Source organism: Lederbergia panacisoli (genome assembly GCF_024626525.1).
GTDB lineage: Bacteria > Bacillota > Bacilli > Bacillales > Bacillaceae_C > Lederbergia > Lederbergia panacisoli.
On sequence record NZ_JANJGU010000004.1, the window covers coordinates 294,666 to 319,912 of the forward strand.

At 37.0% G+C, this 25,247-nt stretch carries 33 protein-coding genes, 2 pseudogenes and 1 riboswitch; of the genes and pseudogenes, 27 read left to right on the plus strand and 8 right to left on the minus strand.

The genetic code is table 11. The features are described 5' to 3' along the window. The first annotated feature begins 54 nt into the window (after positions 1-54). The 9 genes from NQ185_RS08635 to NQ185_RS08675 all read left to right on the plus strand — a co-directional run bounded on the left by NQ185_RS08635 (position 55) and on the right by NQ185_RS08675 (position 8,292). On the plus strand, positions 55-807 hold the full coding sequence (locus NQ185_RS08635) for an SDR family NAD(P)-dependent oxidoreductase (protein ID WP_257581249.1): 753 nt from the start codon (positions 55-57) through the stop codon (positions 805-807). Positions 808-829: 22 nt separating this feature from the next. Next, the gene (locus NQ185_RS08640; protein WP_257581250.1) at positions 830-1,480 is read left to right on the plus strand and encodes a cyclase family protein; all 651 of its coding nucleotides are present in this window, start codon (positions 830-832) and stop codon (positions 1,478-1,480) included. A gap of 16 nt (positions 1,481-1,496) precedes the next feature. Beyond that, entirely contained in the window at positions 1,497-2,147 is a 651-nt protein-coding gene (locus NQ185_RS08645) for a histidine phosphatase family protein (RefSeq protein ID WP_257581251.1), read from the plus strand. A 17-nt stretch (positions 2,148-2,164) separates the two neighbouring features. Continuing rightward, entirely contained in the window at positions 2,165-2,803 is a 639-nt protein-coding gene (locus NQ185_RS08650) for a histidine phosphatase family protein (RefSeq protein ID WP_257581252.1), read from the plus strand. A gap of 15 nt (positions 2,804-2,818) precedes the next feature. Beyond that, entirely contained in the window at positions 2,819-3,889 is a 1,071-nt protein-coding gene (locus NQ185_RS08655) for a hypothetical protein (RefSeq protein ID WP_257581253.1), read from the plus strand. A 77-nt stretch (positions 3,890-3,966) separates the two neighbouring features. Further along, entirely contained in the window at positions 3,967-4,917 is a 951-nt protein-coding gene (locus tag NQ185_RS08660; protein WP_257581254.1) for a GNAT family N-acetyltransferase, read from the plus strand. Positions 4,918-5,009: 92 nt separating this feature from the next. Beyond that, positions 5,010-5,115: riboswitch (SAM riboswitch) on the plus strand. A gap of 61 nt (positions 5,116-5,176) precedes the next feature. Continuing rightward, the gene (locus NQ185_RS08665; RefSeq protein WP_257581256.1) at positions 5,177-5,368 is read left to right on the plus strand and encodes a hypothetical protein; all 192 of its coding nucleotides are present in this window, start codon (positions 5,177-5,179) and stop codon (positions 5,366-5,368) included. A 439-nt stretch (positions 5,369-5,807) separates the two neighbouring features. Continuing rightward, the gene (locus NQ185_RS08670) at positions 5,808-7,082 is read left to right on the plus strand and encodes an ATP-binding protein (RefSeq protein ID WP_257581257.1); all 1,275 of its coding nucleotides are present in this window, start codon (positions 5,808-5,810) and stop codon (positions 7,080-7,082) included. Positions 7,083-7,215: 133 nt separating this feature from the next. Beyond that, complete coding sequence (locus tag NQ185_RS08675; protein WP_257581258.1) at positions 7,216-8,292, plus strand: NAD(P)H-dependent flavin oxidoreductase; 1,077 nt, start codon at positions 7,216-7,218, stop codon at positions 8,290-8,292. A 216-nt stretch (positions 8,293-8,508) separates the two neighbouring features. On the opposite strand, the gene NQ185_RS08680 is transcribed toward NQ185_RS08675, so the two are convergent. Both NQ185_RS08680 and NQ185_RS08685 read right to left on the minus strand, forming a co-directional pair. Next, the gene (locus NQ185_RS08680) at positions 8,509-9,585 is read right to left on the minus strand and encodes a DUF4030 domain-containing protein (RefSeq protein WP_257581259.1); all 1,077 of its coding nucleotides are present in this window, start codon (positions 9,583-9,585) and stop codon (positions 8,509-8,511) included. Continuing rightward, complete coding sequence (locus NQ185_RS08685) at positions 9,585-10,157, minus strand: sigma-70 family RNA polymerase sigma factor (RefSeq protein ID WP_257581260.1); 573 nt, start codon at positions 10,155-10,157, stop codon at positions 9,585-9,587. Before NQ185_RS08685 ends, NQ185_RS08680 begins: the two co-directional genes overlap by 1 nt. A gap of 355 nt (positions 10,158-10,512) precedes the next feature. On the opposite strand from NQ185_RS08685, the gene NQ185_RS08690 reads away from it, so the two are divergent. Continuing rightward, positions 10,513-11,439, plus strand: coding sequence for a prenyltransferase/squalene oxidase repeat-containing protein (locus tag NQ185_RS08690; protein ID WP_257581261.1), 927 nt, complete (start codon positions 10,513-10,515; stop codon positions 11,437-11,439). A gap of 40 nt (positions 11,440-11,479) precedes the next feature. Here the strand turns inward: NQ185_RS08690 and NQ185_RS08695 are convergent, their stop codons facing one another. Beyond that, entirely contained in the window at positions 11,480-11,947 is a 468-nt protein-coding gene (locus NQ185_RS08695) for a DUF2269 family protein (protein WP_257581262.1), read from the minus strand. A gap of 162 nt (positions 11,948-12,109) precedes the next feature. Next, positions 12,110-12,631: a GNAT family N-acetyltransferase gene (locus tag NQ185_RS08700; protein ID WP_257581263.1), complete on the minus strand. Its 522-nt coding sequence runs from the start codon at positions 12,629-12,631 to the stop codon at positions 12,110-12,112. 147 nt (positions 12,632-12,778) lie between these two features. Between NQ185_RS08700 and NQ185_RS08705 the strand changes: the two genes are divergently transcribed. From NQ185_RS08705 to NQ185_RS08745, 10 genes and pseudogenes are all read left to right on the plus strand, one after another. Beyond that, positions 12,779-13,000, plus strand: coding sequence for a hypothetical protein (locus tag NQ185_RS08705; protein WP_257581264.1), 222 nt, complete (start codon positions 12,779-12,781; stop codon positions 12,998-13,000). Between the two features lie 171 nt (positions 13,001-13,171). Next, complete coding sequence (locus tag NQ185_RS08710) at positions 13,172-13,405, plus strand: hypothetical protein (protein ID WP_257581265.1); 234 nt, start codon at positions 13,172-13,174, stop codon at positions 13,403-13,405. 159 nt (positions 13,406-13,564) lie between these two features. Continuing rightward, positions 13,565-13,645: pseudogene (locus tag NQ185_RS20340) on the plus strand (conserved phage C-terminal domain-containing protein); the annotation flags it as partial. A gap of 107 nt (positions 13,646-13,752) precedes the next feature. After that, positions 13,753-13,971 (plus strand): DUF1659 domain-containing protein, encoded by a 219-nt coding sequence (locus tag NQ185_RS08715; protein WP_257581266.1) that lies wholly within the window; start codon positions 13,753-13,755, stop codon positions 13,969-13,971. Positions 13,972-14,005: 34 nt separating this feature from the next. Then, entirely contained in the window at positions 14,006-14,230 is a 225-nt protein-coding gene (locus tag NQ185_RS08720; protein ID WP_257581267.1) for a DUF2922 domain-containing protein, read from the plus strand. Positions 14,231-14,303: 73 nt separating this feature from the next. Further along, positions 14,304-14,450 (plus strand): YvrJ family protein, encoded by a 147-nt coding sequence (locus NQ185_RS08725; RefSeq protein ID WP_257581268.1) that lies wholly within the window; start codon positions 14,304-14,306, stop codon positions 14,448-14,450. 140 nt (positions 14,451-14,590) lie between these two features. Further along, a complete protein-coding gene (locus NQ185_RS08730) occupies positions 14,591-14,872 on the plus strand; it encodes a hypothetical protein (protein WP_257581269.1) in 282 nt (93 codons plus the stop codon). A 121-nt stretch (positions 14,873-14,993) separates the two neighbouring features. Beyond that, a complete protein-coding gene (locus NQ185_RS08735; RefSeq protein ID WP_257581270.1) occupies positions 14,994-16,292 on the plus strand; it encodes a phytoene desaturase family protein in 1,299 nt (432 codons plus the stop codon). A 5-nt stretch (positions 16,293-16,297) separates the two neighbouring features. Next, complete coding sequence (locus tag NQ185_RS08740; RefSeq protein ID WP_257581271.1) at positions 16,298-17,161, plus strand: RNA polymerase sigma-70 factor; 864 nt, start codon at positions 16,298-16,300, stop codon at positions 17,159-17,161. A 60-nt stretch (positions 17,162-17,221) separates the two neighbouring features. Beyond that, positions 17,222-18,409: a DHH family phosphoesterase gene (locus tag NQ185_RS08745; RefSeq protein WP_257581272.1), complete on the plus strand. Its 1,188-nt coding sequence runs from the start codon at positions 17,222-17,224 to the stop codon at positions 18,407-18,409. 76 nt (positions 18,410-18,485) lie between these two features. Here the strand turns inward: NQ185_RS08745 and sspO are convergent, their stop codons facing one another. Then, the gene (gene sspO / locus NQ185_RS08750; protein WP_220155169.1) at positions 18,486-18,638 is read right to left on the minus strand and encodes a small acid-soluble spore protein SspO; all 153 of its coding nucleotides are present in this window, start codon (positions 18,636-18,638) and stop codon (positions 18,486-18,488) included. A gap of 115 nt (positions 18,639-18,753) precedes the next feature. On the opposite strand from sspO, the gene NQ185_RS08755 reads away from it, so the two are divergent. Further along, on the plus strand, positions 18,754-19,620 hold the full coding sequence (locus tag NQ185_RS08755; protein ID WP_257581273.1) for a sugar phosphate isomerase/epimerase family protein: 867 nt from the start codon (positions 18,754-18,756) through the stop codon (positions 19,618-19,620). A 151-nt stretch (positions 19,621-19,771) separates the two neighbouring features. Here the strand turns inward: NQ185_RS08755 and NQ185_RS08760 are convergent. After that, a pseudogene (locus NQ185_RS08760) lies at positions 19,772-20,023 on the minus strand (hypothetical protein); the annotation flags it as partial. 184 nt (positions 20,024-20,207) lie between these two features. Here NQ185_RS08760 and NQ185_RS08765 point away from each other — a divergent pair. The 5 genes from NQ185_RS08765 to NQ185_RS08785 all read left to right on the plus strand — a co-directional run bounded on the left by NQ185_RS08765 (position 20,208) and on the right by NQ185_RS08785 (position 23,577). Continuing rightward, positions 20,208-20,378, plus strand: a complete 171-nt coding sequence (locus NQ185_RS08765) for a hypothetical protein (RefSeq protein ID WP_257581274.1) — start codon at positions 20,208-20,210, stop codon at positions 20,376-20,378. A 169-nt stretch (positions 20,379-20,547) separates the two neighbouring features. Continuing rightward, positions 20,548-21,129 carry a TetR/AcrR family transcriptional regulator gene (locus tag NQ185_RS08770; protein ID WP_257581275.1) on the plus strand — a complete coding sequence of 194 codons (582 nt, stop codon included), beginning with the start codon at positions 20,548-20,550 and terminating at the stop codon, positions 21,127-21,129. 270 nt (positions 21,130-21,399) lie between these two features. Then, positions 21,400-21,918, plus strand: a complete 519-nt coding sequence (locus NQ185_RS08775; RefSeq protein ID WP_257581276.1) for a hypothetical protein — start codon at positions 21,400-21,402, stop codon at positions 21,916-21,918. Positions 21,919-22,061: 143 nt separating this feature from the next. Continuing rightward, positions 22,062-22,772, plus strand: a complete 711-nt coding sequence (locus tag NQ185_RS08780) for an SGNH/GDSL hydrolase family protein (RefSeq protein ID WP_257581278.1) — start codon at positions 22,062-22,064, stop codon at positions 22,770-22,772. Beyond that, positions 22,756-23,577 (plus strand): SDR family NAD(P)-dependent oxidoreductase, encoded by an 822-nt coding sequence (locus tag NQ185_RS08785; protein ID WP_373370793.1) that lies wholly within the window; start codon positions 22,756-22,758, stop codon positions 23,575-23,577. The genes NQ185_RS08780 and NQ185_RS08785 overlap by 17 nt, the downstream gene beginning before the upstream one ends. A gap of 184 nt (positions 23,578-23,761) precedes the next feature. Here the strand turns inward: NQ185_RS08785 and NQ185_RS08790 are convergent, their stop codons facing one another. Both NQ185_RS08790 and NQ185_RS08795 read right to left on the minus strand, forming a co-directional pair. Beyond that, entirely contained in the window at positions 23,762-23,941 is a 180-nt protein-coding gene (locus tag NQ185_RS08790; protein ID WP_257581280.1) for an H-type small acid-soluble spore protein, read from the minus strand. A gap of 18 nt (positions 23,942-23,959) precedes the next feature. Further along, positions 23,960-24,145, minus strand: coding sequence for an H-type small acid-soluble spore protein (locus tag NQ185_RS08795; RefSeq protein WP_257581282.1), 186 nt, complete (start codon positions 24,143-24,145; stop codon positions 23,960-23,962). 355 nt (positions 24,146-24,500) lie between these two features. Here NQ185_RS08795 and NQ185_RS08800 point away from each other — a divergent pair, with 355 nt between their 5' ends. Continuing rightward, positions 24,501-24,965: a YoqH family protein gene (locus NQ185_RS08800; RefSeq protein ID WP_257581283.1), complete on the plus strand. Its 465-nt coding sequence runs from the start codon at positions 24,501-24,503 to the stop codon at positions 24,963-24,965. The last annotated feature ends 282 nt before the right edge of the window (positions 24,966-25,247 follow it).

The window sequence follows — 25,247 nt, forward strand, 5'->3', positions numbered from 1 at the left end:
AGTCGCATTAGTCGATTGTCCTTATTTTTTCGAAATTTGTTAGGAGGAATGAACATGAACCGATTTACGAATAAGATTGCCTTTGTTACAGGGGCCTCTCGTGGAATTGGAAAAGCGATCGCCGATCGATTTGCCTCGGAAGGTGCGAAAGTGGCATTAATTTCGAATAATAATGAAGATTTAAATGAAACGGTTGAGGAGTTTCAAGCGTTAGGATACGAAGTTTTGCCTATATTGGCTGATGTTTCCGATCCTAAGCAAGTAGAAGAAGCTGTCGAGCGTACTGTAGCTGAGTGGGGGCGTATTGATATTCTAGCCAATAATGCCGGTATCGCATGGGAAGAAGATTTTTTAGAAATAGAAGATGATAATTGGCGTAAAATGCTCGATGTCAATTTAAACGGCATGTTTTATACAGCACAACGAGTTTCCAGGCAAATGGCTAAGCAAGGTGAAGGTGCGATTATTAATATGGCATCGACAAACGGTCTTGTTGGGGAGGTCAAATTTGCTCATTATAACGCGTCAAAAGGTGGAGTCGTTCTATTGACAAAGACGATGGCTTTAGAACTTGGCCGTCATAATATTCGAGTGAATGCTGTTTGTCCCGGCTATATTCAAACACCGATGTCTGAGGCGATCGATGATGAGGCATTTGTTCAAGAGTATATTAAAACAAAAATTTCAATCGGCAGGGTTGGAAAGCCAAAAGATGTGGCAGGAGTTTTTGCCTTTTTAGCTTCAGAAGACGCTGCTTTTATAACAGGCACGGAAATTGTCGTCGATGGTGGGCAACTAGCTCAATAAAATGATAAGAAGGTGACTACTAATGAAGGTTTATGATTTAACGGGTCCCATCGAAAGTGGAATGTGGGGGTATGGGGAACCGTTCCCAACAGTGAAAATAGAACCGATTGCAACAATTGAAAAGGACGGTTTTAGTTCTCATAGCTTTCAAATTCATTCTCTTGCAGGGACATATGTTGAGAATGGCAACCATCTGTTGGCCGAAACTGAGCCAATCGATCGGGTGCCAGTTGAACGTTTTATCAAAACGGCTTGGGTAGCACAGTTGGCCGATAAGGAAGCACTGGAACCAGTCAGTGCAGCTGAGCTTGAGGCGGCGGTTGGGGAGTATGTTAAACCAGGAGATGCGTTGTTAGTAAGCACAGGCTGGGACAAATATTGGAATAAGCCCGGCTACGTTGAAAATAATCCGTTCTTTCTCCCAGAGGCAATGGACTGGGTGGTAGAGAAGCAGATTAGTATTTTAGGTACGGACCTTACGCATATTCAAGATCCACGGGATGATGATGGATCGCTTTTGAGGAATCTGTATAAGAATGATGGACTTTTAATTGCACCTGTTATTAATCTCCGAAATGTAGAAGGAAGCGGACCTTTTACATTAATCGCTCTACCGTTGCTGATCCCCGGGGTTAACAGCACACCTTGCCGTGTAGTCTTAATGGATTCATAGAAAGGAGAACGTGAATATGGATAAGATATTTCTCTTGCGGCACGGAATGAGACTAGATTTGGAAGATGAAGCGTACTGGCGCCATTATGCCAAGCGTATTGATGATACGCCACTTTCGGCAAATGGGATTAAACAAGCACAGGAGACGGCTGAGTTAATAAAGGACGAAGGTATAAAGCATATTTTTGCTTCGCCATTTTTTCGCACATTGCAAACGGCGAATATCATTGCCGAAAAATTAGATTTACAAGTAAATATCGAATATGGATTCATGGAACAGCTTGCCGAAATATGGTTTAGTGCATTTCCGGAAATTATTCCGCTAGAAGAAGCTTTTGAGATTTTCTCAAAGATTAACAAGGATTACAAATCATTTGTCATGCCTTCATTTCCAGAAAATGTATCAAAAGTAGATGTGTTTAATCGGGTGGGTAAAACGTTAGAACATGTTTTTGAACATTATCATGAGCCCATTCTAATTGTCGGGCATGGTGCTTCCGTATGGGAGACAACAAGAAATTTATGGGAAAAGGGAAGAGCAAATGAATATCCTCCCGAAGAGTATAATCAGAAAATGTGCGCCTTACATAAATTCACTTTGCAAAACGGAAAATGGGAATTGGCCTTGTCAACGACAGACCATTTGAGTTATGTAGATACTTGGTAGATAGGTGGTGGGCATTTTTGGTTAATGAAGTATTTATATTACGTCACGGCATTAGACTTGATATAGACGATAAAGCGTATTGGCGGCATTACTTAAAAAGGAATGATGATGTGCCATTATCCAACCGTGGAATTATTCAAGCGGAAGAGACCGGAAAATTTTTAAAAAAGGAAAATGTCAGGCATATTTTTAGCTCGCCTTTTTTTCGAACATTGCAAACAGCTCAGGCAGTAGCTGCAAAGTTAAATCTACCGATCAATGTTGAGTATGGTTTTATGGAGATGCTCAATCCGGATTGGTTTCCAACTTATCCAGAACTTTTAACAAAAGAGGAAGCGCTCTCAATATTCCCAAGCATTAACCGGGACTATGAATCTATCGTTCAACCAGAATATCCCGAAATGGACTATGAGGTTGTTGTATTGAACCGGGTGAAAAAAGCGTTGGACGAAATCATCAAGAACTACGAAGGATCTATTTTAATCGTAGGTCATGGTGCGTCCACAGAATCTGCTGCAAAGGCACTGTTGCCTAATGCATGGGAAGGCTTTGACGGTAAAATGTGTGCGTTAAACAAATATGTTCATGAAAATGGGAAATGGACATTCGCCTATGGGACGACGGAACACTTGAGTGCGGAATCTATCTTAAATTAGAGGAGGATAACTTTTATGGAAAAGCTTCGTTTAGGAGTCGCTTATCACGGAAATCGGATTCTTAAGCATGTGGATAGTGATTTAAGAGATATCGTTGATCATAATTTTAATATGATTCTTCATACATTTTCCCATAATGATTGGGATAGACATCGAAACGTCATGAAAGAAATCATTCAAATGAGTGAAGGGTATGGCCTAGATGTTTGGGTTGATAATTGGGGACTAGCCGGACCCCCAGGAGATAAATCTCATTTCCTAGGATATTCGCCAGACAGCCACCAAATTTATTCAGATGGCTCAATGGATCCTGTACGAGTTTGTTTGAATAGCCCAGAGTTTCGCAGTTTTACTAAGGAATGGATTGATGTGGTAAAAGACGCTGGTGGAAAAAGTGTATATTGGGATGAGCCGCACTTAGGTGCGAAAACGACTGATAAAAACGGCAAGCCAATCATTTATAGCTGCATGTGCAAACGTTGTAAACAATTATTTGAAGATCGATATAATCAAGTGATGCCGGTTGAATTTACAAAGGAAGTAGAAGAATTTAGAAGCTGGACTATCAGCGATTATTTTAGAGAAGTCACACAATACAGCAACGAAAAGGCGATGGAAAACATCATCTGTGTCATGCTTGAAGCCCAGCATGGGATAAGCCTAGATTCACTTGATTTGATTGCTGAACTGGACACGATGAATAATATCGGATCCGATCCTTATTGGCAGTTGAACGACGATGTTTATATCGAACCTTATGAATATGTTTATAATGCTACAAAATTGAATCTGGACATATGCAAACGGCATAATAAAGACCATAATATTTGGATTCAAGGATGGAAAACGCCTGCTGGAAGAGAAGAGGAAATTATTTACGCCGCTGATGCTGCCTATGACGCCGGAGCACGAACGATATTCGTATGGGGATATCGCGGTTGTGAATCCAATGACTATGGATCAAAAAATCCTGATATGACTTGGAAGGTAGTAGGTGATGCAATGCTCCGTTTAAGAAACAGGCATCGCGATGAACAGCTTGCTAAATTGAGAACAAAGATTCAAAAGGAAATGGTGACGAAATAGAATACAAGGACACAAGGCTTTTCTCTTTAGTTTCGCTTGCCAAGGAGAAAAGCCTTTTTACTAGAGGAGGGAAAAAGATGCAAAACATTCAAATCCAAACCTTACAAGAGTTTTCGGGGGAGACAAAGGAATTAGTTATAGTTTGGAATCAAAATCTAGCAGATTCTTTTCCTATTTCAGAAAGTTTATTTGAAAGAGGTTTAATAAAAAACCCTTGGATTGATCGCCAAAATTCTTATATTGCCCTAGAAGATGATCAATTAATTGGATTTCTTATTTCAAAAAAAGACAGGGAACTTGAACATTGGAAAGGACAGGTTTGGTTAAGTGCCTTCCTTGTCGACAAACATTATCGTCAAAACGGAATTGGAAATAGGTTGTTCAAGCTATTTGAGGATCAAATTCCTATAGGGACGGATATTATGGTGGGATCTGATCCGTATCATTTATTTCCGGGTATACCCTCCGAACAAGGCGAGGTGTTAGCTTTCCTTGAAAAACGCGGATTTCAAGTCACCGATAAAACATATGATTTACGAGCGGATATATCTGAACATAAGGAACAGTACCCATTAGATCATATGTATTCGGTACGAAGGTTAAAGGAGGGGGAGCAAGAAGAACTAATTTCTCTATTTGAAAAAGAATTTGAAGAAAGATGGGTTTATCATTTAACGGAAGGGTTTGCCAACAACGAACGAAAAATTGACGGAACGATTGGTCTTTTTAAAGACAATACACTCATAGGCTTTGCCAATGTGAGCACCTTTAATGATGGTTATTTGGCTCCAAATGTTTTTTGGAGGGATCTTTTACATAAACAATATTCAGGGCTCGGACCCATTGGGGTAGCTAAAGGATACCGTGGTAAAGGCCTAGGAGTCGCCTTATTGGAAAAGGCGGTGTTGCAGCTTCAAAGAGAAGGTGTTAAGGAAATGGTTGTAGACTGGACTGTTTTTGTAGATTATTACGGAAAAGTTGGTTGTAAACCGTGGAAAGAGTACGTTCATGTAACTAAAACAGTCTGATATTATATTTTTCCAATACATTGGAAAAAATGAAAATACAAAAGGAATCCTTGAAAAAAATGTAAAATCAGCATAAAATAAAAATAATTAAATAGTTATCTAGAGTGGCTAAGAGATCTGGCTCGGGGACGCCACAGCAACCTGCTTGGAAAAGTAAGGTGCTAAAACCAGCAAAGCAAAGGCTTTGGATGATAAAACGGAATTAGAACCCTTTTGTATCCATTGCAGAAGGGTTTTTTATTCCGAAAGGAGGACAGCGATGGAAGTAAACAACAGTGAAAATGTGAAAAAAGTGTCAAAAGGTAAAGGAAAAAAACCCCCAATTACCGAAGTGATAAAAGCGATGTCTCCAGAAGAATTAGAGGCATTTAAACGAGAGCGTTACATGAAGTTTATCAAACCATTTTTGGATCAAAATAATAGCCAAACTATAAAGAAAAAGAAGACGTAGCCTGAAATTTATTGGAAATTGGAGCTCATCCTTTCCGAAAAAATACACCACTTTATCATCGCGATAAAGAGTTGCTTCCGAACAAGATGCCTTTGATTTAAACGGAAAAGATTTATTTGAACAAGGAATCCAGCAAAATGTTAAGAAGGTAAACTTATTTGCATAAAGGAACGGTTAAAAGAAAGTATGGAGTGGATTGAGAAATGTGAGTAGCTTGATAACTTTGAATGAAAATGAGTTTTAAAGGCAAGAAACTGTGATGGTGGTTTCTTGCCTTTATCGTTTTAGACACACATATCTTAATTGAGAACAGTCATATTGTGAAGGGAAACAATCCAATCGTAATAAATTGCTAGAAAAAGCCTATGTTTCAGAAATGTTTAGATAAAAATGGTGATATACTGATTGTAATAAATTTCAGATGATGAGGGAGAACAAATTGAAGGAGACATCATTTTTAATTCGTATTAGTGAGAATGGGAGAGACGTTTTACCTAATTATCATGATTATGGCATTGTCCTAGAAAAAATAAAACAATTGATTTTAGAAGAAACAGATCTCCCACTGAAAATTTATATAGACAATGAAAATCAAGAAGAACTATGGAATGTGTTGGAAGAAGATATTGCAGCCGGCAATGCAAAGTTACTTTCAAACATATATGATTACGTTGAAACAGGAGCAATCTCTTTTAAACAGAGCGGAGAGCAGCAAGGATTTGTCATTAAACCATCTATCAATAACTCGGTCTATTTTTATCCCGAATATCATGTTGCCTTTGTGAGATTGCCAATTTATCAAAGTTATACTGACTATGAACGTCAATTTATTTTTGCTGAAAATGATGAAAGCTTGCTGGCATTTATTAAGTATGCATATGAACGTCAAAGGGAAATGATGAGAAACAGGGTAAGTGTATTTATTGACACGGAAGATGGGGTTGAAAGGAATCAAGAAGAGATCACTCAGCAAGTATCGAGGGATGATGTTTTATTAGAAGAAAAGTTAAAAAGTGAGATTTACCGATCAATTGATGAATTTTTCAACGAAAGCGGTGAATTCTTTAAAACATATAATATTCCATATAAACGCGGTATCTTGCTTTATGGACATCCTGGAAACGGAAAAACGACTTTAGTTAAATCCATAGCAGGAAGTGTCTCTGCCCCTGTTGCCTACTGGCAAATAACGGAATATACGACGAGTTATTCGATTAAAGAGGTTTTTTCAATCGTAGCGAAAATGGCTCCAATGGTTTTAGTAATTGAAGATATCGACTCTATGCCGGAATCTGCTCGTTCTGTATTTTTAAACACTTTAGACGGAGCTACATCTAAAGAAGGCATTTTCTTAATCGGGACGACGAATTATCCTGAAAGAATTGATCCAGCTTTAATGAATCGTGCGGGACGCTTTGATCGTGCTTATGAAATTAAAAATCCAAACTATGAGTTGCGTTTAAAATACTTATACTTCAAAAAAATAGACCAATTTATTGGTGAAACGGACATGATGTATATTGCTGAACGGACAGAGAAGTTTTCTGTCGCACAATTAAACGAATTATATACTTCTGCAGCTCTTCAATGGCACTATGAGCGTTCCATTGATCTCGAAAGTTTAATCAAAAACCTCGAAGCAGCTAATAAGAAAGCTCGCAGCCAAGAATGGAGTCTGGATGACGATTCATCTAGAGTGGGTTTTGGAATATAGGGATTGCTGATGCAGTCCTTTTTTAGTATTTGGTGATTAATGTACACACCAAAACGGTTGGAAGCTATGGCTCTATGTAATAAACCAAAATAGTTGCTTTTTAAGAAAGATTATAGATACGGGAGGAAAGTAAATGCTAAAAAATGAACTCACAGAGCTTTTACATATAGACTATCCAATTATTCAAGCCCCAATGGCAGGTGGAATCTCGACACCGATATTAGTTTCTTCCGTTTCTAATCATAGAGGGCTTGGAATGATTGGGGCGGGGTATTTGAATCCATCTCAAACTCGCGAGCAAATTAGGGAAGTAAGAAAATTGACATCTAGCCATTTTGGAATCAATCTATTTGTTCCAAATGAATTTCATATTTCTAATGATAAAGTTCATTTATCCAATAATATCTTGCGCCCCATTCGTCAGCAACTAGAAATTGAAGAGACAGCCGTTCCCTTTCCTACATATGAAAGTCCCACAGAATCGTTTTATGCACAAGTCGAGGTAATCATTGAAGAAAAAGTCCCAGCTTGTTCATTTACATTTGGCATACCTAGTAAAGAAATCATTGATAAGCTAAAACAACATAATATTTTGGTCATTGGAACGGCGACCACTGTTAGTGAAGCGATTGAAAATGAACAATCAGGAATGGATATCATCGTTGTTCAGGGGAGCGAGGCGGGGGGCCATCGCGGAACCTTCCTCCTTGATGACCTGGATAGCTTAGTCGGCTTGATGTCACTAATTCCGCAAGTTGTTGACAAAGTTAATATTCCAGTTATTGCTGCGGGAGGAATTATGGACGGAAGAGGGTTGATGGCATCTCTCTGTTTAGGAGCACAAGGGGTACAAATGGGGACTGCTTTTTTGACTTGCGAAGAAAGTGGGGCACATGCGCTACATAAAGAAACCATCCTTAACTCAACAGAAGATCAAACTATTTTAACTCGTGCATTTTCTGGAAAATGGGCGAGAGGAATAAAAAATACATTCATTGAGGTAATGGAGAAGCATGAAACAAACTTCCCGGATTTTCCAGTTCAAAATTCATTAACTCAAGATATACGAAAAGCTGCTTCCATACAAAACAACAGCGACTTTATGTCTTTATGGTCAGGGCAAAGTCCAAGACTGGCGAAAACGCAAACAGTGGAAGGATTAATGAAAAATATAATAGAGGAAGCTAATGGAGTTAAGGATAGCTTTTAGATTTTGTAAGGTGACAATAAAGTTATTTTTTTATACTAAAACTTATAACCTTGCCCGCATAATGAAACGAAGTTAAAGAAAGTTGTTGACATCTTAGAGCGTATTCAAGATTGCATTTTATTCTAGAATAATAAAAGTATAAAGCTATTTGTAAAATGCATACTAACTATCTTAAAATTAGCAGGCGATACTCCAAACCGGAGTACCGCCCTGCATTTAATTAATTTCTTTTCCGTCCTTATCACTAACGACAATTTTATATGGGGTGTCACCAACGATATCTTTTAAGTCATCTGACTGTAAGAATTCGTGAATTGCCATTTCGATTTTGTTTGTTAGTTCAGGTGCTTCACTGTCTGATTCATCTATTGTTGTTGTTATAAAAATATTCATAGTGCCTTTCTTATAGGAGTACCCAGCCCCTTTTGTTTTGTACTCTTTTTTACTTAACATCCCTTCCCAAATAACGGGCAGTACATTACTGGTCCACTTATTCTCAATTTCTTTTTCTTGGACATTAAATGGATAGAAATTTATCACAACTTCTTTTTGAATATCCTGCTTTTCAATGCCTTCAATGATTGTTTTCTCGATTTCAGCTGTCCGTTTTTCCGTATCTTCGATATCCAAATCCAATCTAATTATTTTTGCATCTGGAGCGGTATAGCCGCCACCGTAAGTATGAATTTTATAGCCCTGCTGTTGTAATTGGGGAACAACCTCATTCAATACATCTAATGCAAGCTGACTATCCCGATATTTATGGTCATTTACCGAATCATCACCAGGTTCCATTGTCCGCTCTTGTCTTACCTTAATCTTAAAATCATCATAGCCTCTTGAAGAAATGACATCGTCTGTGATTTTTTTTATTTCAGCCTTTACTTGGTTGTAATATTCCTCTGATCCCGTTACCGTTACAAAGTATGTTTTCTCCTGAACGCTATAACCTGTCCCAGAAATATCATAGCCTTTATCTTTAAGTTTCTCGATTAAAACTTCATGAATAGGCTTCTGTACGAAAATGGTATTTAAAAATGGTATTTTAGATACGACTTCCGCAATCGCTGGCGATACAAAAGCGGATCCGATGAAAAGCCCAAATAATACTAAGCAGGCAACAGAAGCATAAGATATTTTTTTGGTTATGCTGCGTCGTTGCTTATTTTCCGTTTCAATCATATCTGTGTTTCTAATATCATGATGAACCCTATCTTTTATCCTGTTGGCTATTTCTTCATTGAAATAATGTTCACGGTAATGTTCATGTACCTTGTTAAGCTGTTTCTTCACTAAAATACATCCCCTTCCTTGGCCGTAAGTTTTTGTTTCAGAATGCCCCGTCCTCTTGAAAGCCTTGTTTTAACAGTATTTGTATTTAAATTCAAAATCGATGAAAGCTCATTTATTTTTACATCATAAAAATAATGGAGCACAATCACTGCCCGATATTTCATTGGCAACGTTAAGATTGATTGTAAAAGCTCTTCATTTCGGTCAGATTTAAGAAAAGAGATTTCAGCGCTTTCAGTTCTTTTGAAGTTTTCAAAGAAACTACTCCCTAATAGCAGTTGCTTCATGCCCTTTTTCTTTAAAAAATCTTTGGAAGTATTAACAGTGATTCGATATAGCCACGATTTTAAAGCCGCCTCTTGCCTAAAACTATCTAGATACTTATAAGCTTTAAGGAAAACCTCTTGTGAAATGTCCTCAGCTAAACCTTTATCCTTTACAAAGGAATAAGCCAGTAGGTAAACCTTCTCGGAGTAGAAATCCATTAGTTGCTCGATTACTATTCTTTTATCTTGGTAATTGATATCAATTTCATCATTTTGGGCCATTGCATGCAATTCTTTATTTCCCACCGATGTACCTCCTTTCTTCACTCTTTAGACATAGCCATATTAAAATTGGTTTCATTTTTATCTCATAGAAAATTACCTTTTTTATTTTGAATAAAGTTATTTTGGTCAGATTCATTGATATTAATTGTGGCTTCTAGTAAATGGATCTGCATCATTTGGCTAATTAAAAAAAACATTCCTTCAATGTTAAGAAAATGTACGCCATGGAAAGGCATGTCCACTTTTGGTCTATATCATATAATTCAATTTGAAAGAGTTCTAGCATTTTCTTTATACAAAAAAGTTTAGAATCTGAAAGGAATTCCTGCACTTGTATTGAAATATATACGTAACAAAGAATGGAAGGTTGAGATCCATGAAACATACATTTCAAAGAGCGGAAGCTTGGATAAAACGAAATGCACGTCCTTTAGAAGCAGCAAGATGGGAATATTTATTTGAAGGAGGATCTAGCGATAACGTTATCCGTTATTTGTCTTCTTATCAAAATGAAGATGGCGGTTTTGGACACGGAATTGAGCCCGACTTTTGGCTCCCATCCTCTTCTCCCATGTCTACTTGGACTGCAGGACAAATGTTAATGGAAATTGGTGCAAATGAAAAGGCAGAAATCGTAGAAAAAATGCTTATGTATTTAACGAATACTGCTGATATGGAAACAGGAATGTGGAAATCCTCGTTGCCTGAAAACAACGAATTTCCCCATGCTCCGTGGTGGCATTGGGGTGAGGGAGTACAGGAGAATTGGATGTTTAATCCGGGCGTTGAACTGGCAGCATTTCTTGTTCACTGGTCGCCAAGCCGCCATGAATCTGCACAAATTGGTTGGAATTCGATTAATAAAGCGGTAAAACGTTTGATGAATGCAAGTGAAATGGACAGGCATGAAGTTAACAATTACCAACAGTTTATAAGCATTATGCAATCTCACCAGGAGATGTTTCAGGTAAAAGTAGATTGTGAGCTAGATGAGGTTTCCGATAGAATCATGGCACTTGCAGCAAAGTGCATAGAACAAGATGTTTCCGAGTGGTCATCAGGTTATAAAGTTCTTCCGTTAGATATCATCGATAGTCGGGAACATCCACTTTATACGGAATTTAGTGACTTAGTAGAGCAGAATTTAACTTTTTTCATGGAAAATGTTTCTGATGAAGGTATTTGGGACATCCCGTGGAGCTGGGGCAGTTATCCAGAGGAATTTCCGATTGCAAGGAGATATTGGCAAGGGATTCTTGCTGTAAATAGATATAAGGTACTAAAGACTTTTGGAAAAGTATAACTCCCCCTACTTAAGGTAGAAGGGGGAGTACTTCTCCATGTTAAAAAAATTTCGTCAGCCCTAAAATAAGATTGATTAAAACACCGATATGCATAATGTCAAATAGTACCATGATGGATTTTAGTTGGGAGCGCATATCATCGTCCAGCCCTTTGCCTTCTTCTAAATTGCTGTTCAATTGCTTTCCTATTTTACCCATGCGCGGACCGATAAAGAAGAAAAAACCCAAGAGAGCGATAAGCATAATATATTGCTTTACACCGAGCCATGACCAATTTAGGAAAGTATAATGATGCATAATCGTCATGATGATTCCTGTTATGAGAATCGTTAATACCGACGTTAAAAAGAAAGGAACCGTACTTAACATCAATTTTAACATCGACGCTTCCAACTCCGCACCTTTCGCTTTGCGTATTCCACCCACGATAAAGAAGCGCTCATATAATGCTCCTCCAAGCCAACAACAAACTGCAATCAAATGAAGTATTAATAAAAACGTAAACATAGGTCTTCCCTCCTAATGTGAATTAATATTTATATATGAATGGTTAAATGAGGTTAGAAGGGAAAGTAACCGAATAAGTGGATGGGGAATATTTGAAAATCCAGTTATTTATGTAAAGGTGGCGAAATGAATCGCCATCATTTTCGATAATAAAAAATGCTTTTATGAAGAAACAATAAATTTACTCATCAAAATATCATCTACATATTCATTTGAACCTAATTTAACATGATTTTTTAGCCTGCCTTCTTCAATAAATCCAAGCTTTTTGTATAACTGAATCGCCCTATCGTTATTTGAGAAAACCTCAAGGGAAATTTTTTCTATCCTTTGAACTGCTCTAGCCCAAGCTAATAGTCCTTTTATTAATGAAGTGCCGATACCTTTATTTGCAAATTTCTCTTGAACACTTATTTCAAAAATACCTTGATGACTTAATCTTTTCCAAGGCGATAAACGAAAACTAAGCATTCCAATTATATTCCTATTAACTTCCGCAACTAATAGTAGTCCTTGTGTATTATGGGAGTTTATCCATTCTTTTTCTTCGTCAACAGTAGAATTAAATTCATCAATAGTAATTGCCGTTACATTTGGATTTTCATTAAATACCTTTTTTGTATGCTTAAGAATTTGTAGAGCGTCACTCTCAGTTGCTTCGCGAATAATATACTTATTACTCAATTAGGAGCCCCCTAAAAAACCTTTTTCTATAATTGCATTAGCATGATTTTCATTTCAATTGAATAATCCTTTTATAAGCATTGACATTTCATACGGTTTAATTTTGTAAGTATGTTGTCCAAAAAAATAATAAAGGAGATATTCATAATGGAAGATATGACCATTATTCAGTTATATGATGTGCAAATACGGACATTTGATCGAGCATCCTCCGTTTCTATGAGCAGTGCAATCCATCATGGGAACCACGTATTTAACCATCGTTGTGAGGGATTTGGTGAGCAAAGTGGTGACGGCAACCTAAAGGACCATACTATTTCAGTCGTAGATGATTCCGATTTTATTGATTTATTTGTAACGATGATATAGACGTAAAATGAAGATTTTTCCGAGTTGTTTGAATCTCCTTTAATATATGTATTAACAAGGTAATCGGGTCATTACACTGATTTATCGCTAAGCGAGTGGATTTCTTTTAGTTTTCCCTCATAAATGGCAGGAACTTGCAATATATTCACTAAAAGAGGGAGGGAGGATAAAATGGTATTTGGACCCGTAGTTATAAACGTGTTGGGATTTAAAGTGAATGCTATGGATCGAAACGCCTCACTAAACCTTGCAGCTTCTCCACGTGTAGATACCTTTTTGGTGGTAAAACAAAACTATGGTTTTGGGGAAGAAAACGGGGATTTTGTCATTAATAATGTACCGCTTAATCTTGTCAATGACATGGATGTCAATGACACGAATTCACAGAAAACGAGTATCGTATAATCTACCCATTCAATTAAAATGAATAAAAGGCAAATCTTTATCTGATAAAAAATTTTTAAAAAGGCTATGAAAAGTTGTTATTAATAAATTATAGGCTCTTCCAAAACCTGTATAGAATAATTCTATACAGGTTTTTAAGTGGTGGCGCATCATACAATCAGAACGAGTGTTTACAAGGGTTTAGACGGTACGTCCACAATACGTGGACAAAAAGAAAAAGAAAAAGAAAAAGAAAAAGAATAACTACTACTATGTAGTGGTCGTGGTTGTTTATTTTAATAGTAAAAAAGAGGGTGTCCTTTTTTGCTCCTGCCCCCTATATAGAAGGTGAAAGGGAGGTGAAGCAATTGGCACAAGGGATGTTAAGGTCAAGCAATTTAAAAATTGTTTTTGATTACGGGATGGACGAAAATAACAAGCCAATCTTCAAAACAAAGACATTCAATCGCATTCGCCTAGACTCAACCCCAGATGAGTTATACAACACGGCTATTGCAATTGGTTCAGTATCAAAAGAACCAATTTGGGCAATTGAAAGAAACGATAGTCACGAGATTGGTAAATAAAAACCGCAATGGGTAGAAAGAGAGGTGAGAAAGAATGAAGGTATTAGAGCTAAACTTTTTATCGGAAGAGGGGAAGACCTCCAAGTTGACCATTGATCAGCCGCATGAGCCAGTTGATCCTGCACAAGTAAAAGCAGCAATGGAAGACATCATCGCTTCCAACGTTTTCCTTGACTCGGACGGCAACCCATATTTCGAAGCAAAGTCAGCACGACTCGTCGAAAGAAACGTTGAGGAAATTGACATAGATATTGAATAAGAAAAATAGGCTGACTCAAGTACGAGTCAGCCTGTTTATCTAAATAGAATGATTGAAAGGAGCTGAGCAACAAATGGAACAAATTCTCCCCTTCATCAGTGAGGTGGGTTTTCCGGCACTCGTAACCTTTTATTTACTGTACCGGATCGAAACAAAACTAGAAGCCGTCCTTCAATCCCTGCAAAGCTTGCCAGAGCGATTGCGGAAATTGAAGGAGTGAGTAGTGGAGGAGAACAGCCTGCAAGGAGGCAGGCTGTAGTTGTTTATTATTTAACTTAAATGTAACCATTCCTTGGATAAATCGTATATATAATGAGCCTTTCCATATAAAGATCTTTAGTTCAAAAAGGGGGGAATAAAATGTCACATCTTAACAACAAAGATATAAAAGAAATCCAAAAAGCCTATAAACCCGGATTAGTCATTCCTATTTGTACAACTCTAATATGCATAGCGCCATATCTTCATTTGCTTCTTGAAATAATCGATAAAAATTACAGTAGGTTGCTATTGCTAGCTATTATGTCTGCCCCATTGATTGCTTATATTACCTTCATTTGGACGAGATATTTTTATCATATGAGGAAGTACAAAGATGAGGTCCAATCCTATCTTCGTAATCCTGAAAACTATATTTGGTGATGACGGAGGGAGGTTGGAATTACATACTCTATTCACGATGAAATATTAATAAAATTGGCTGTCACAAAATCCTTTCCTCAATCGTTTTGATTACAGAACGATATCTAGGAGGGATTTTTTTATGTTTAAATATGATGTAGCCATTGTTGGTGGAGGATTAGCCGGGTTGACTGCAGCTAATTTTCTGGTTAGGGAAGGAAAAAAGGTCGTTGTTTTGGAAAAATCAAATCGTCTTGGCGGTAGAGCGATGACGAATGAAAAAAATGGGGTGCTTATGAATTTGGGACCTCATGGTTTGTATATTTCAGGGGATGCCATGACGATTTTAACTGAACTTGGATTATCTATACCGGGAGGAAATGCATCAAAGTCCGTTCAAATTCATGGCATTCTCAATAAATCAGTTCAAGTCATTCCAACAGATTTCTCATCAATTATGTCATCCTCTCTTTTATCATGGAAGTCTAAGTTTGCGTTCGGAAAATTAATGTTAAAGTTAATGAAATTAAATGTTGACTCTATTCCAGAGATTACCCTTACGGAATGGGCTGATGCAGAAATAAGCGATCCGATGGTAAGGCATATTTTTTATTCGATTTGTCGATTGACGACATATACGAATGCACCGACCTTACAGCTTGCGAAGCCGGTTTTGAAGCAGGTGCAACGTTCTCTGAAAGATGGAGTTTTGTATGTTGATGGAGGCTGGGGAACGATTGTAGAGAAACTTAAATGTCAGGCAATATCAGCAGGAGTTGAAATATTTACGAGTAAAAATGTCACAAGCATTGAACATCATGAGAACGGTCAAATCATACAATGTTCGGACGGGAAGATGTTTGAGGCACAAGAATGTATCGTTGCGGCTCCTCCAAAAGAAGCTATGAAAATGATAAAAGGTGCGGAACAAACCTCATTAAGTCTTTGGAATGAACAGGCAATTCCCGTTACAGCAAGCTGTATTGATTTAGGATTGAAAAAGTTACCTAACCAACAACATCAATTTGCGATTGGTCTTGATCAATCATTATTTTTCACAAATCAATCGCGAGCAGCAAAGCTAACTCATGATGGAACAGTCGTTGTCAGTTTGGCTAAATACAATAGTCCGCTAGAAGAAATAAACGCACATGCAGATAAGAAACAATTAGAATCATTAATGGATTTGCTTCATCCAGGATGGAGGAAAGAAGTGGTTGTGCAACAATTTTTACCAAAATTAACGGTATCTTATGATTTCCCACACATAAAACGAAAAGTGAATCCGGGTCCGAGTATACCGGAAATGAGGGGAATCTTTATTGCAGGAGATTGGGCGGGACATGAAGAAGTATTAGCTAACGCTGCAGTTGCGAGTGGAAAGCGTGCAGCGCAGGAAATATTAAAAACAAATGAAATGATAATCGTAAAGGAAGGTTAATCGTTTTGGAAACGGAAAAATTGTATCAGACGTATAAACCTTTGTTATTTTCAATCGCTTATCGAATGACAGGGAGTATTGCAGATGCCGAAGATCTTGTGCATGAGGCGTTCTTGACGTATGACCGTATAAGCAGTGAAAAAGTCATTGAAAACAAAAAAGCATATTTATGTAAAATTGTCATGAATAGCTCAATCGATAAAATGCGTTCGGCTGCAAGTCGGCGCGAGGTTTATGTTGGTGAGTGGCTGCCGGAACCATTGGTGGATGAGGGGGGCGACCCGTCTCAAACTTATTTGATGAAGGAATCAATTTCGACCGCTTATCTATTGCTTTTGCAGCAGTTATCTGAGGATGAACGGGCTGTCTTCCTATTGCGAGAAGTTTTTCAGTACAGCTATGAAGAAATTTCGGCTATTATTGAAAAATCGCCTTCTAATTGTAGACAGATTTTTCATAGAGCGAAAAAAAGCATGGAGAACCGTCCGAAAGCTCCTTCATTGGATTTCCAATCTATGAGGATGAGAGTAGAGCAATTTACGATGGCGCTTCAAAAAGGAAATATTCATAAAATGCTGGAGTTATTGAAGACAGATTCTGTATTTATTTCTGACGGAGGCGGCAAAGTAAAAGCTGCACTAAATCCAATCTATACATCCGAGCGAATTGTCTTTTTGTTTACAAGCATTATGAAAAAGCTGCCTGAAAACTCAAGAATGGAATTCAGAGTTGTAAATGGATATCCCGGCGTTGTCATATTAGTCAACGACCTAGTGGCTTATGTCGTCTCGCTAGAGTTCCATGAAGATGAAATTTCTCGTATATATATGGTGGCAAACCCGGAAAAGCTTGCCCATTTACAAAAATAAAAATAGCAGTCAATAATTTTCACCTATCAAAACCATACTATTTTTTGAGGTGAAAAATACATGTATAAGCTGTTGTCTCATAATGATTTAGATGGAGTCGGATGTGGAATTTTAGCAAAGCTTGCTTTTGGGAAAGAGGTGAAGGTTCGCTATAATTCTGTTTCTGGTCTCGATCGCGAAGTGGAATGGTTTTTTGAAAATGAGAACAAAGATACATTTTTGTTCATCACTGACTTATCGGTTAATAGAGAAAATGAAAAAAGACTAGAGGAATTTGTTCAAAATGGTGGAAAGGTACAGCTGCTCGATCATCATAAAACGTCGGTGCATTTCAATGAGTATGAGTGGGGGAAAGTCGTAGTTGAAGAGGAAGATGGAAATTTGACGTCGGCAACTTCGTTATTTTATGAGTATCTTGTTACTAGTAAGTTGATGGAACCATCCAATCCAGTGGCAGAATTTGTCGAGCTTGTGAGACAGTATGATACATGGGAATGGGAAAAAAACGAAAACCATCAAGCCCACAGGCTTAACTCTCTCTTTTTCTTAGTATCGATTGAAGAATTTGAGGAAAAGATGATTAGCCGACTAAAAACGAGTGATCATTTTGATTTTAGCGAATTCGAAGAAAAGATTTTAGAAATGGAAGAACATAAAATCGAGCGCTATATTAGCAGGAAAAAGCGGGAGATTGTTCAAACGAAAGTGAGGGGGCTTTACGCAGGAGTTGTTTATGCGGAATTATATCATTCCGAACTCGGAAATGAATTAGGGAAAGAGTACTCACATCTGGACTATATCGCTATTTTAAATATGGGTGGAAAACGAATGGGATTTCGAACCATTCATGATCATATTGATGTATCCGAGGTAGCGGGCCATTTTGGTGGGGGCGGTCATGCCAAAGCTTCCGGCTGTTCTTTAGTGGATGAAGCTTACAAGGAGTTTGTGCTGGACACATTTCATTTAGAGCCCTTACGGGAAGATGCAAAACGAAATCGATATAATCTTAAACGATCTTTATTCGGGTCAATGTACAAAAATCGGGCTGAGGAAATTTTTCTAATCTATCCTTTAAACGAATCTGACTGGGCCATTGATCATTATAAAACAAAAATGGATCATACATTTTCCAACTTTGATGATGCGGAAAGGTTCTTAAAAAGAAATTATACGGCATGGCTTGTAAGGGATGATACGTTTGTTAATTTTTTGATGGGGGAAGTGAAGAGTGTAAGAGGCGATTAAGGTTGCAGATGCAGCCTTTTTTTCTGCCACAAATAAATTAGGAGCAGAAGCTTTTGCTTCTTGCTCCTGTATCTCCTTATTGCTTCTTCTTTCGCTTCTTATTGTTCTGTTTTTGGGCAGCTGTTAACGGCTCATTCGCAAATTCTTCTTTCATATTTGCTCCGAAGTCTGGTCCTTTTTCAGGATTCATGCCTGCAATATTGCTGGCTGTTCTTTTTGTTTTAGGCATTGTCTTCACCTCCATCGATTAGTCTGTGTTGGATTTTGAAAAATATCCAAAGCAGGAAATTAAAAGAATTTAGAGTAATTAATACAGTAAACAATGGGAAAAGGAAGTGTATGCCTTGTTAAAAGTCGGTGTTCAATTGTATTCAGTACGCAACTCGCTAAAAGCAGAACCTTTTAAAACGTTGGAGAAAATTGCCCAAGCTGGTTACAAGTATGTGGAGGCCGCCAATCATAACGCACTTGAAGATGATGGCGTCGGATTTGGCCTTTCTGCAAAAGAAATGAAAAAAGCATTGGAAGATCTAGGGTTATCGATTATAGGATGCCATATCAATCCGCTAAATCTTGAACGACTTCCCGCGGTGTTAGATTATCATCAAGAGTTGGGAAATAAGCAAATTGGCTGCGATATTGAATTTTTCCCTTATGAAGATATGGATTATTTACGACGAAGATGTGAGTTGTTTAATAAAGTCGGGGAATTGTGCAAGGAAAGAGGGATGCGTTACTATTATCACAACCACTACCAAGAGTTTCAAAGATTTGGAGAAAAAACAGTATACGAGTTGATTATGGAACATACGGATCCAGAATTAGTATTTATTGAAATGGATACATATTGGATAATGCGGGGAGGGCAAGATCCATTAAAGCTAATTGAACAATATCGAGATCGACTTATTCTTCTGCATCAAAAGGATTTTCCTAAAGATTCACCACAACCAGTGAATATGTTTGATGGAACTATCAATGACAAAGAATCGATTTCTTTTTCTTTATTCGAAGAAACAAAAGATCCGCGTTGCTTTACTGAAATTGGAACAGGCACGATGCCGATTCAAGAAATCATTAATGCAGCAGTAACAGCGCCTAACATGGAATACATTGTATTGGAGCAGGATCATACAGATCTAGATGAAATTGATTCGATCAAGGCGAGTATGGAGGCATTTCAAAAATATTCTGGAACTGAATGGGAGTAGAAAAGGAGAAAAAGTTTGACTGTCCGATACATTAAAAGATGTCCAGTCCATTTTAAATGGAAGTTTAGATAGTATCCAGGTAGAGAATTTATATTATATGGGAAAAATTAATTAATAATCGTAGGAGGTGCCTTCTAATTGAAGGCACCTCCTTTGCAATTGATGCAAATAAATCCAACACTTTAATCTTCGTTTCAATCATTTTTGCAAATTCATCTCTTAAAATTAATTCATCCCAACTACATTTTGCTAAAGAGGCGAGTGTGACAATCGTTTTAACTTCTGCACGCCCTACAGGGATTATTCCAGCACATAAATTTGAAACAGTTGCGGGACGCAGCCTAATGGAGCACGCTGCACTTGTGGTAATGAAAGGTTTTCCAAAAATGGGCTTTACAGACATAAAAAAGTAAGTATAATAGAAGTCAAATGATATATAACAAATGATATGTATCATATGTCATTTAAAAGTGAGATAATAATCTGTGCAGGAGGTGTGTTATTACAATGGATTTTTGTTCGGGTTAAGGCTATTCATGTAAATACCGTTCAGAGATCTAATAATGCTGTGCATGGGAGGAAAATAAATGCACAATGAATATGTGGTTCAAGCGATGCTAAAAGCTAAGATGCGAGAATTTGACGATTTCATTAAAGAGCAATACTATGTGCGACAGCAAAGAAAAATAAAAAAAGCATCTAATCCGAAACTTTTTAAAAATAGTCGTTCAAAAGCATTAAATAATGAAAATGCGTAAACAGGATTAAAGTGGTTTGAGTAAAAAGAAATATAAGCAGAAGGATGAAAGTTGAAATATTACTTTCAATTTGCTTAAGAATTTTAGTCTTTACAAATATTTTTTATTTTGCATAATGAGTATCAAATGATATGTAACATACAATTCATAACCTAAAGGAGAGAAATCATTGGCACCCAAGAAGAAATTTACCAAAGAACAAATAATTAATGCAGCATTTGAAATTGCAAAAGAAGAAGGCATTTCCAAAATCACGATTAGAAAAGTAGCAGACCAGTTAGGAAGTTCTATTGCTCCAATATATGTAAACTTTAAAGATATAGATGAACTGATCCAGGAAGTCATTAAAAAAGTTGTCGAATTGGGTAATCAGGTAGTTAGTGAACAAGATTCGGGTCGTCCTCTTCATGACAGTGGTGTAGCTAGTCTCTGTTTTGCAAGAGAGTATAGCATTCTGTTCAGAGAATTTGTCATGGGACAAAACGAGTACATGAGGGATTATGAAAAAAATATGAACCCAAATCTTTTTGACAGAATGAAAGAAGACTCAGAACTTCAAGGATTTACGGAAGAGGAACTAAAAGCAATTTTATTTAAAATGAGAGTTTTTACAACTGGATTAGCGGTTATGGTGGCAAATGGATTGCTTCCGGAAAAATTTACTGAGGAATCTGTGATTGAGCTTTTAGATCATACAGCTAATGACATCATTACATCAGCTCGTCTTAGTCAACAAGAATTATTGGACTAATTGCTTATCTATGACCGTAGTTAAGGAATTAATAGATGATAAGTCTAAACAGAAACGCAAGGACCATTTCCCCCTAGAAGAACCATTCCACACACGAGAAACTATGCAATGGTTGAAATAATATTGAAATTTATACCTTCCTTTAAGTGCATGAAGTTTATTTCATGAAAGCTTATTCGATGATCGATAAATGTCGAAATGTTTATTACTGAACATAATGCGTGGCAGTAAAATGCACGAAGGTGATAATAAATATTTGGAGGTTATATTTTGAAAAGGGAAATTCGATTTTCCGAGAAACTACTGATCGTTGGATTTAGTATCATTTTATTATTTATGATTGTGCAAGACTGGATTCCTTTAGGTTCATTAAATGATGTTCATGCTATTGCTGAAGTCCGTTCATTTAACGAGCTGCTCATTGTTACGACGATTGGTGTAGTCCAAATTTTATTACTAATGGGGCTAGTTATTACTTTCATGGGGAAGTGGTATCCGATATGGATAAAGCTCTGGCTAATCATCCATCAAGTATTTATCTTTGCAGGAGTATTACTCGATTGGTGGATTCCTTACTTCTCTGGGCTTGGTGCAGAGCAAAAAGCTGAGCGTTACAATCAAATGTTTGGAGATACACACTCTTTTCTACCAATCATGAATGGGATTGTTCCTAATACTCTGCATACCATTTTTCATACTATCCTATTAATCTGTATTATTCTAACTGTTTATAACGCCTTGACTAATTCAAGAAATGATAATAAAGCTTTTTTTGAAAATGTAAATTAAAACTCCTTTTTTTTCAAATAAGCAAGCGTTAGTTGCTGGTGTAACGATTTTATTAGTCATTCATGATAGTGAAAAAATCGTTCCTTTTGAGTTAGGTTTATTTTCTTATTTCTAGAATATTTAAAAAGGGAGGTGGGAACATCGTGAAAATTGCACTTATTGGAGATAGTTTAACGGAAGGAAGGCCAGGAGTATCATTTGCCCATATTCTTCAACAAAAGTATGAAAAAATTATATTTCAAAACCTTGGGAAACCAGGAGAAACGGTAAAAAGCTTGAACAAAAGATTAAATGAAACAAAGATAGAAGAAACATATGATCTGACTTTTCTTTGGATTGGGGTAAACGATGTTTTTTCCAAATTACTAAAAGTTCAAGCCCAACCAGTCGTAAAAAATAATGAGGAATTTAATGATTGTTATAAGATTTTATTAAAGTCAGTACTAAATTTTTCGAAACAAGTTGTTGTCGTATCTCCTGCATTAGTGGGCGAAAATCCAAGGAATGCTACTAATAATACATTGCAGGAATTGACGACCATTATCCAAACTATAGCTGGAAAACATTCTAATGTTTCGTTTTTAAATATGCAATCTGTATTTTTAAATAAGCTTGGGAAAGTCAAAAGCGCTGACTATATTGGTACGAGCGTACTAAAAATGATGGTTGAAACTCTTTTTTATAAATCTCACTCGAAAATTGATAATCTATCAACTAAGCGTGGATTGCATTTAACGTTGGATGGGGTTCATTTAAATAGTAAAGGGGCTTTAATAGTCGCTGATGAGTATTCATCCATAATAGACATTTATTTGAAAAAATTCGTAGGGGGAGATGATGTTGCCAACAAATAAAAAGGTGGCAATTGTCACTGGTGGGGCATCTGGAATTGGAAAAGCACTCTGTCACGAGCTCGCTTCTCAAGGCATCTTTGTGATAATAGCGGATATTAACGAAAAAGAAGGCAAGCTAGTTGAGTCATCCCTTAATCAATTAGAACACAATTCAAGATTTGTTTTATTGGACGTCACTAAATTTAACAGAGTGTACCATGTTTTGACAGAAACATATATTGAATATGGGCGTCTTGATTACCTTTTTAACAATGCCGGAATTGCCATGTACGGCGAACTATATGATATGTCCATTAAGGATTGGAAAGAAATGATTAATATTAATTTGTGGGGTGTTATTTACGGCACTCAAGTTGGCTATAACATCATGAAACAACAAGGCTTCGGACATATTGTCAATACCGCATCTGCGGCAGGTCTTGGCCCTTCCCCGGTATCCACAGTCTACTCCACGACAAAGCACGCCGTAGTCGGTTTAACTACATCCCTCCATTATGAGGCAGAAGAATTTGGTATTAAGATAAGTACTCTTTGTCCAGCATTTGTAGATACTCCCATCTTTGAGAAATCAAAGGCAATAAATATCGATAAATCGTTTATTAGCAATCAATTGAAAAGCCAGAAAGTAATGACTCCCGATAGGTTAGCGAAAATTGCTCTAAAGGGTGTTCATAAAAATAAATCAATCATTTGTCCGATGCCATTGCGAAAAACAATGGATATTGTTTTTCGTCTATTTCCTCCGGCACATAACGCATTAATGAGAATGGTTTGTAAAGTAAGTAGGCAAGCGCGGGTGGGTTAATAGAAGGGGAAATGGGGTAATAATGGCGTTGTTTCTGAAAAAAGAATTTTACAATTCCTAATTTAGGGATATAAGTGATGGAGAAGGTGTCATGCAGTAATAAAAGATGCTTATCCGAGCGTGAGTAACCAACTAATCATTTTAAGAGCAGAGAACATAAAATGCCTCTGCTCATTTGCTTTACTTATTTTTCTATTAAATTTGTCACCTGAACGTCAAATTCATATCCTGGATCATCCAAGCGAAACACTCTCGCTGTATCGTTTTGGTCATCAACACGTTGTATATACACTGGCTTTCCATTATACGTAACATGTTTCATGTCAGGTGATTCTGCGATTTCCGCTGCTCTTTGTCTATTCATTATGTAGCCTCCTTAGTTTTAAGGTCCCAATTCAACTAAACCTTCTATTTCGACAACCTGCTTATTTTCCATTTCATCTAAAGGAAAAATGGTTACCGTATTATTATGTGCATGAACTTCTTGAAGATAAACGGGTATTCCATGATAATTTACATTAATCATCGTCGGTGAATTAATAATTTCCGTAATTCGTCTAATGTCCAAATTCCATACCTCCTTTCAATTCATATTTTTGCTAAATAAATGCCATTTATACTCATTGCATGGGGACAAGAGCTTATTCAAGTAAAATTAGAATTTACGTACACTAAGAAGGTTGGTGTAATCCGGCTAAAACAGGGCATATTTATGGATTTTTGGACAAGAATGAGAAGTAGAAAATCATTAGACTACCGAAGAGGAAGCACGAATTCTTATGACCGATAATATTATCTCGAAAAGTGATTTCTGGAAGTTAAATTATGGAATTGTTTATTCTAAGTCCTTTCTATCGTGGAACATCCACTTCATAATTAATTCTCATAAAAGGAAAACTAACGGAAAACCGTTGGAGGAAACCATGAAAAAAACCTTTTATCTTTGCATTCTGTTTCTCTTGTTGATTTATGGAACTGTTGGCACCCTTGCTAGTGCAAGTTCAGCTCCTACATTTCCATGTAGTGTAGTATTAGAGCCCGTAAATAAAAACGACCAAAATGCCAAAGGAGCAGCACTCCTGTATAAAGTAAAACTAACGCCGAGTTTTCCAAGAACGAGCATCAGTATCCATGCTCTCCATTTACCAGATCCTTCTACATTAGGAAACTTTGATACGTACGAAGGTTTTGCTTTTATCAAAAACGAAATTAGTTGGCGTTTCAAGCTTTATCCAACTCCAGAATTAGACGGTCCCACATGGTCTGGAAGATTTGATGAAATCACGTCCGCCATGAATAGTGCAGAAGTGCAAGTGCGACCGTCCAACACTAAAACAGAAAAACTTGGTCCAGCGATTTTAAGTAATGATGTTAATAAGTGCAAATAACAAAATTGGCTGCTAATCTACACTTTTAGCAGCCATCGGTTCGTATTATCCTACTGGATTTCAATATCCTCCCTATTCCTTCGATTTTATAAGATGTTGAAATAACAAAAAGTTAAAGGAACTTGTTTGTGGCGTGGCGATGATTATTCATATCGAAAATTCTTTTCATAGGGAAAACGGTTTAGCAGCTTATAGTTCAAAAGATGCAATTGGTAAAAATCGTAAACTTATTAGCATCTTCAACTATTTTCCTATGTTATAATCCCAATAGATTCATATTCA

Excerpts from the sequence above, each read along its gene's own strand:
- NQ185_RS08635 (WP_257581249.1), top strand. The coding sequence starts at position 55 with ATGAACCGATTTACGAATAAGATTGCCTTTGTTACAGGGGCCTCTCGT.
- NQ185_RS08640 (WP_257581250.1), top strand. The coding sequence starts at position 830 with ATGAAGGTTTATGATTTAACGGGTCCCATCGAAAGTGGAATGTGGGGG.
- NQ185_RS08645 (WP_257581251.1), top strand. The coding sequence starts at position 1,497 with ATGGATAAGATATTTCTCTTGCGGCACGGAATGAGACTAGATTTGGAA.
- NQ185_RS08655 (WP_257581253.1), top strand. The coding sequence starts at position 2,819 with ATGGAAAAGCTTCGTTTAGGAGTCGCTTATCACGGAAATCGGATTCTT.
- NQ185_RS08660 (WP_257581254.1), top strand. The coding sequence starts at position 3,967 with ATGCAAAACATTCAAATCCAAACCTTACAAGAGTTTTCGGGGGAGACA.
- NQ185_RS08665 (WP_257581256.1), top strand. The coding sequence starts at position 5,177 with ATGGAAGTAAACAACAGTGAAAATGTGAAAAAAGTGTCAAAAGGTAAA.
- NQ185_RS08675 (WP_257581258.1), top strand. The coding sequence starts at position 7,216 with ATGCTAAAAAATGAACTCACAGAGCTTTTACATATAGACTATCCAATT.
- NQ185_RS08690 (WP_257581261.1), top strand. The coding sequence starts at position 10,513 with ATGAAACATACATTTCAAAGAGCGGAAGCTTGGATAAAACGAAATGCA.
- NQ185_RS08695 (WP_257581262.1), bottom strand. The coding sequence starts at position 11,947 with ATGTTTACGTTTTTATTAATACTTCATTTGATTGCAGTTTGTTGTTGG.
- NQ185_RS08705 (WP_257581264.1), top strand. The coding sequence starts at position 12,779 with ATGGAAGATATGACCATTATTCAGTTATATGATGTGCAAATACGGACA.
- NQ185_RS08710 (WP_257581265.1), top strand. The coding sequence starts at position 13,172 with ATGGTATTTGGACCCGTAGTTATAAACGTGTTGGGATTTAAAGTGAAT.
- NQ185_RS08720 (WP_257581267.1), top strand. The coding sequence starts at position 14,006 with ATGAAGGTATTAGAGCTAAACTTTTTATCGGAAGAGGGGAAGACCTCC.
- NQ185_RS08725 (WP_257581268.1), top strand. The coding sequence starts at position 14,304 with ATGGAACAAATTCTCCCCTTCATCAGTGAGGTGGGTTTTCCGGCACTC.
- NQ185_RS08730 (WP_257581269.1), top strand. The coding sequence starts at position 14,591 with ATGTCACATCTTAACAACAAAGATATAAAAGAAATCCAAAAAGCCTAT.
- NQ185_RS08735 (WP_257581270.1), top strand. The coding sequence starts at position 14,994 with ATGTTTAAATATGATGTAGCCATTGTTGGTGGAGGATTAGCCGGGTTG.
- NQ185_RS08745 (WP_257581272.1), top strand. The coding sequence starts at position 17,222 with ATGTATAAGCTGTTGTCTCATAATGATTTAGATGGAGTCGGATGTGGA.
- sspO (WP_220155169.1), bottom strand. The coding sequence starts at position 18,638 with ATGCCTAAAACAAAAAGAACAGCCAGCAATATTGCAGGCATGAATCCT.
- NQ185_RS08765 (WP_257581274.1), top strand. The coding sequence starts at position 20,208 with ATGCACAATGAATATGTGGTTCAAGCGATGCTAAAAGCTAAGATGCGA.
- NQ185_RS08785 (WP_373370793.1), top strand. The coding sequence starts at position 22,756 with ATGTTGCCAACAAATAAAAAGGTGGCAATTGTCACTGGTGGGGCATCT.
- NQ185_RS08790 (WP_257581280.1), bottom strand. The coding sequence starts at position 23,941 with ATGAATAGACAAAGAGCAGCGGAAATCGCAGAATCACCTGACATGAAA.
- NQ185_RS08800 (WP_257581283.1), top strand. The coding sequence starts at position 24,501 with ATGAAAAAAACCTTTTATCTTTGCATTCTGTTTCTCTTGTTGATTTAT.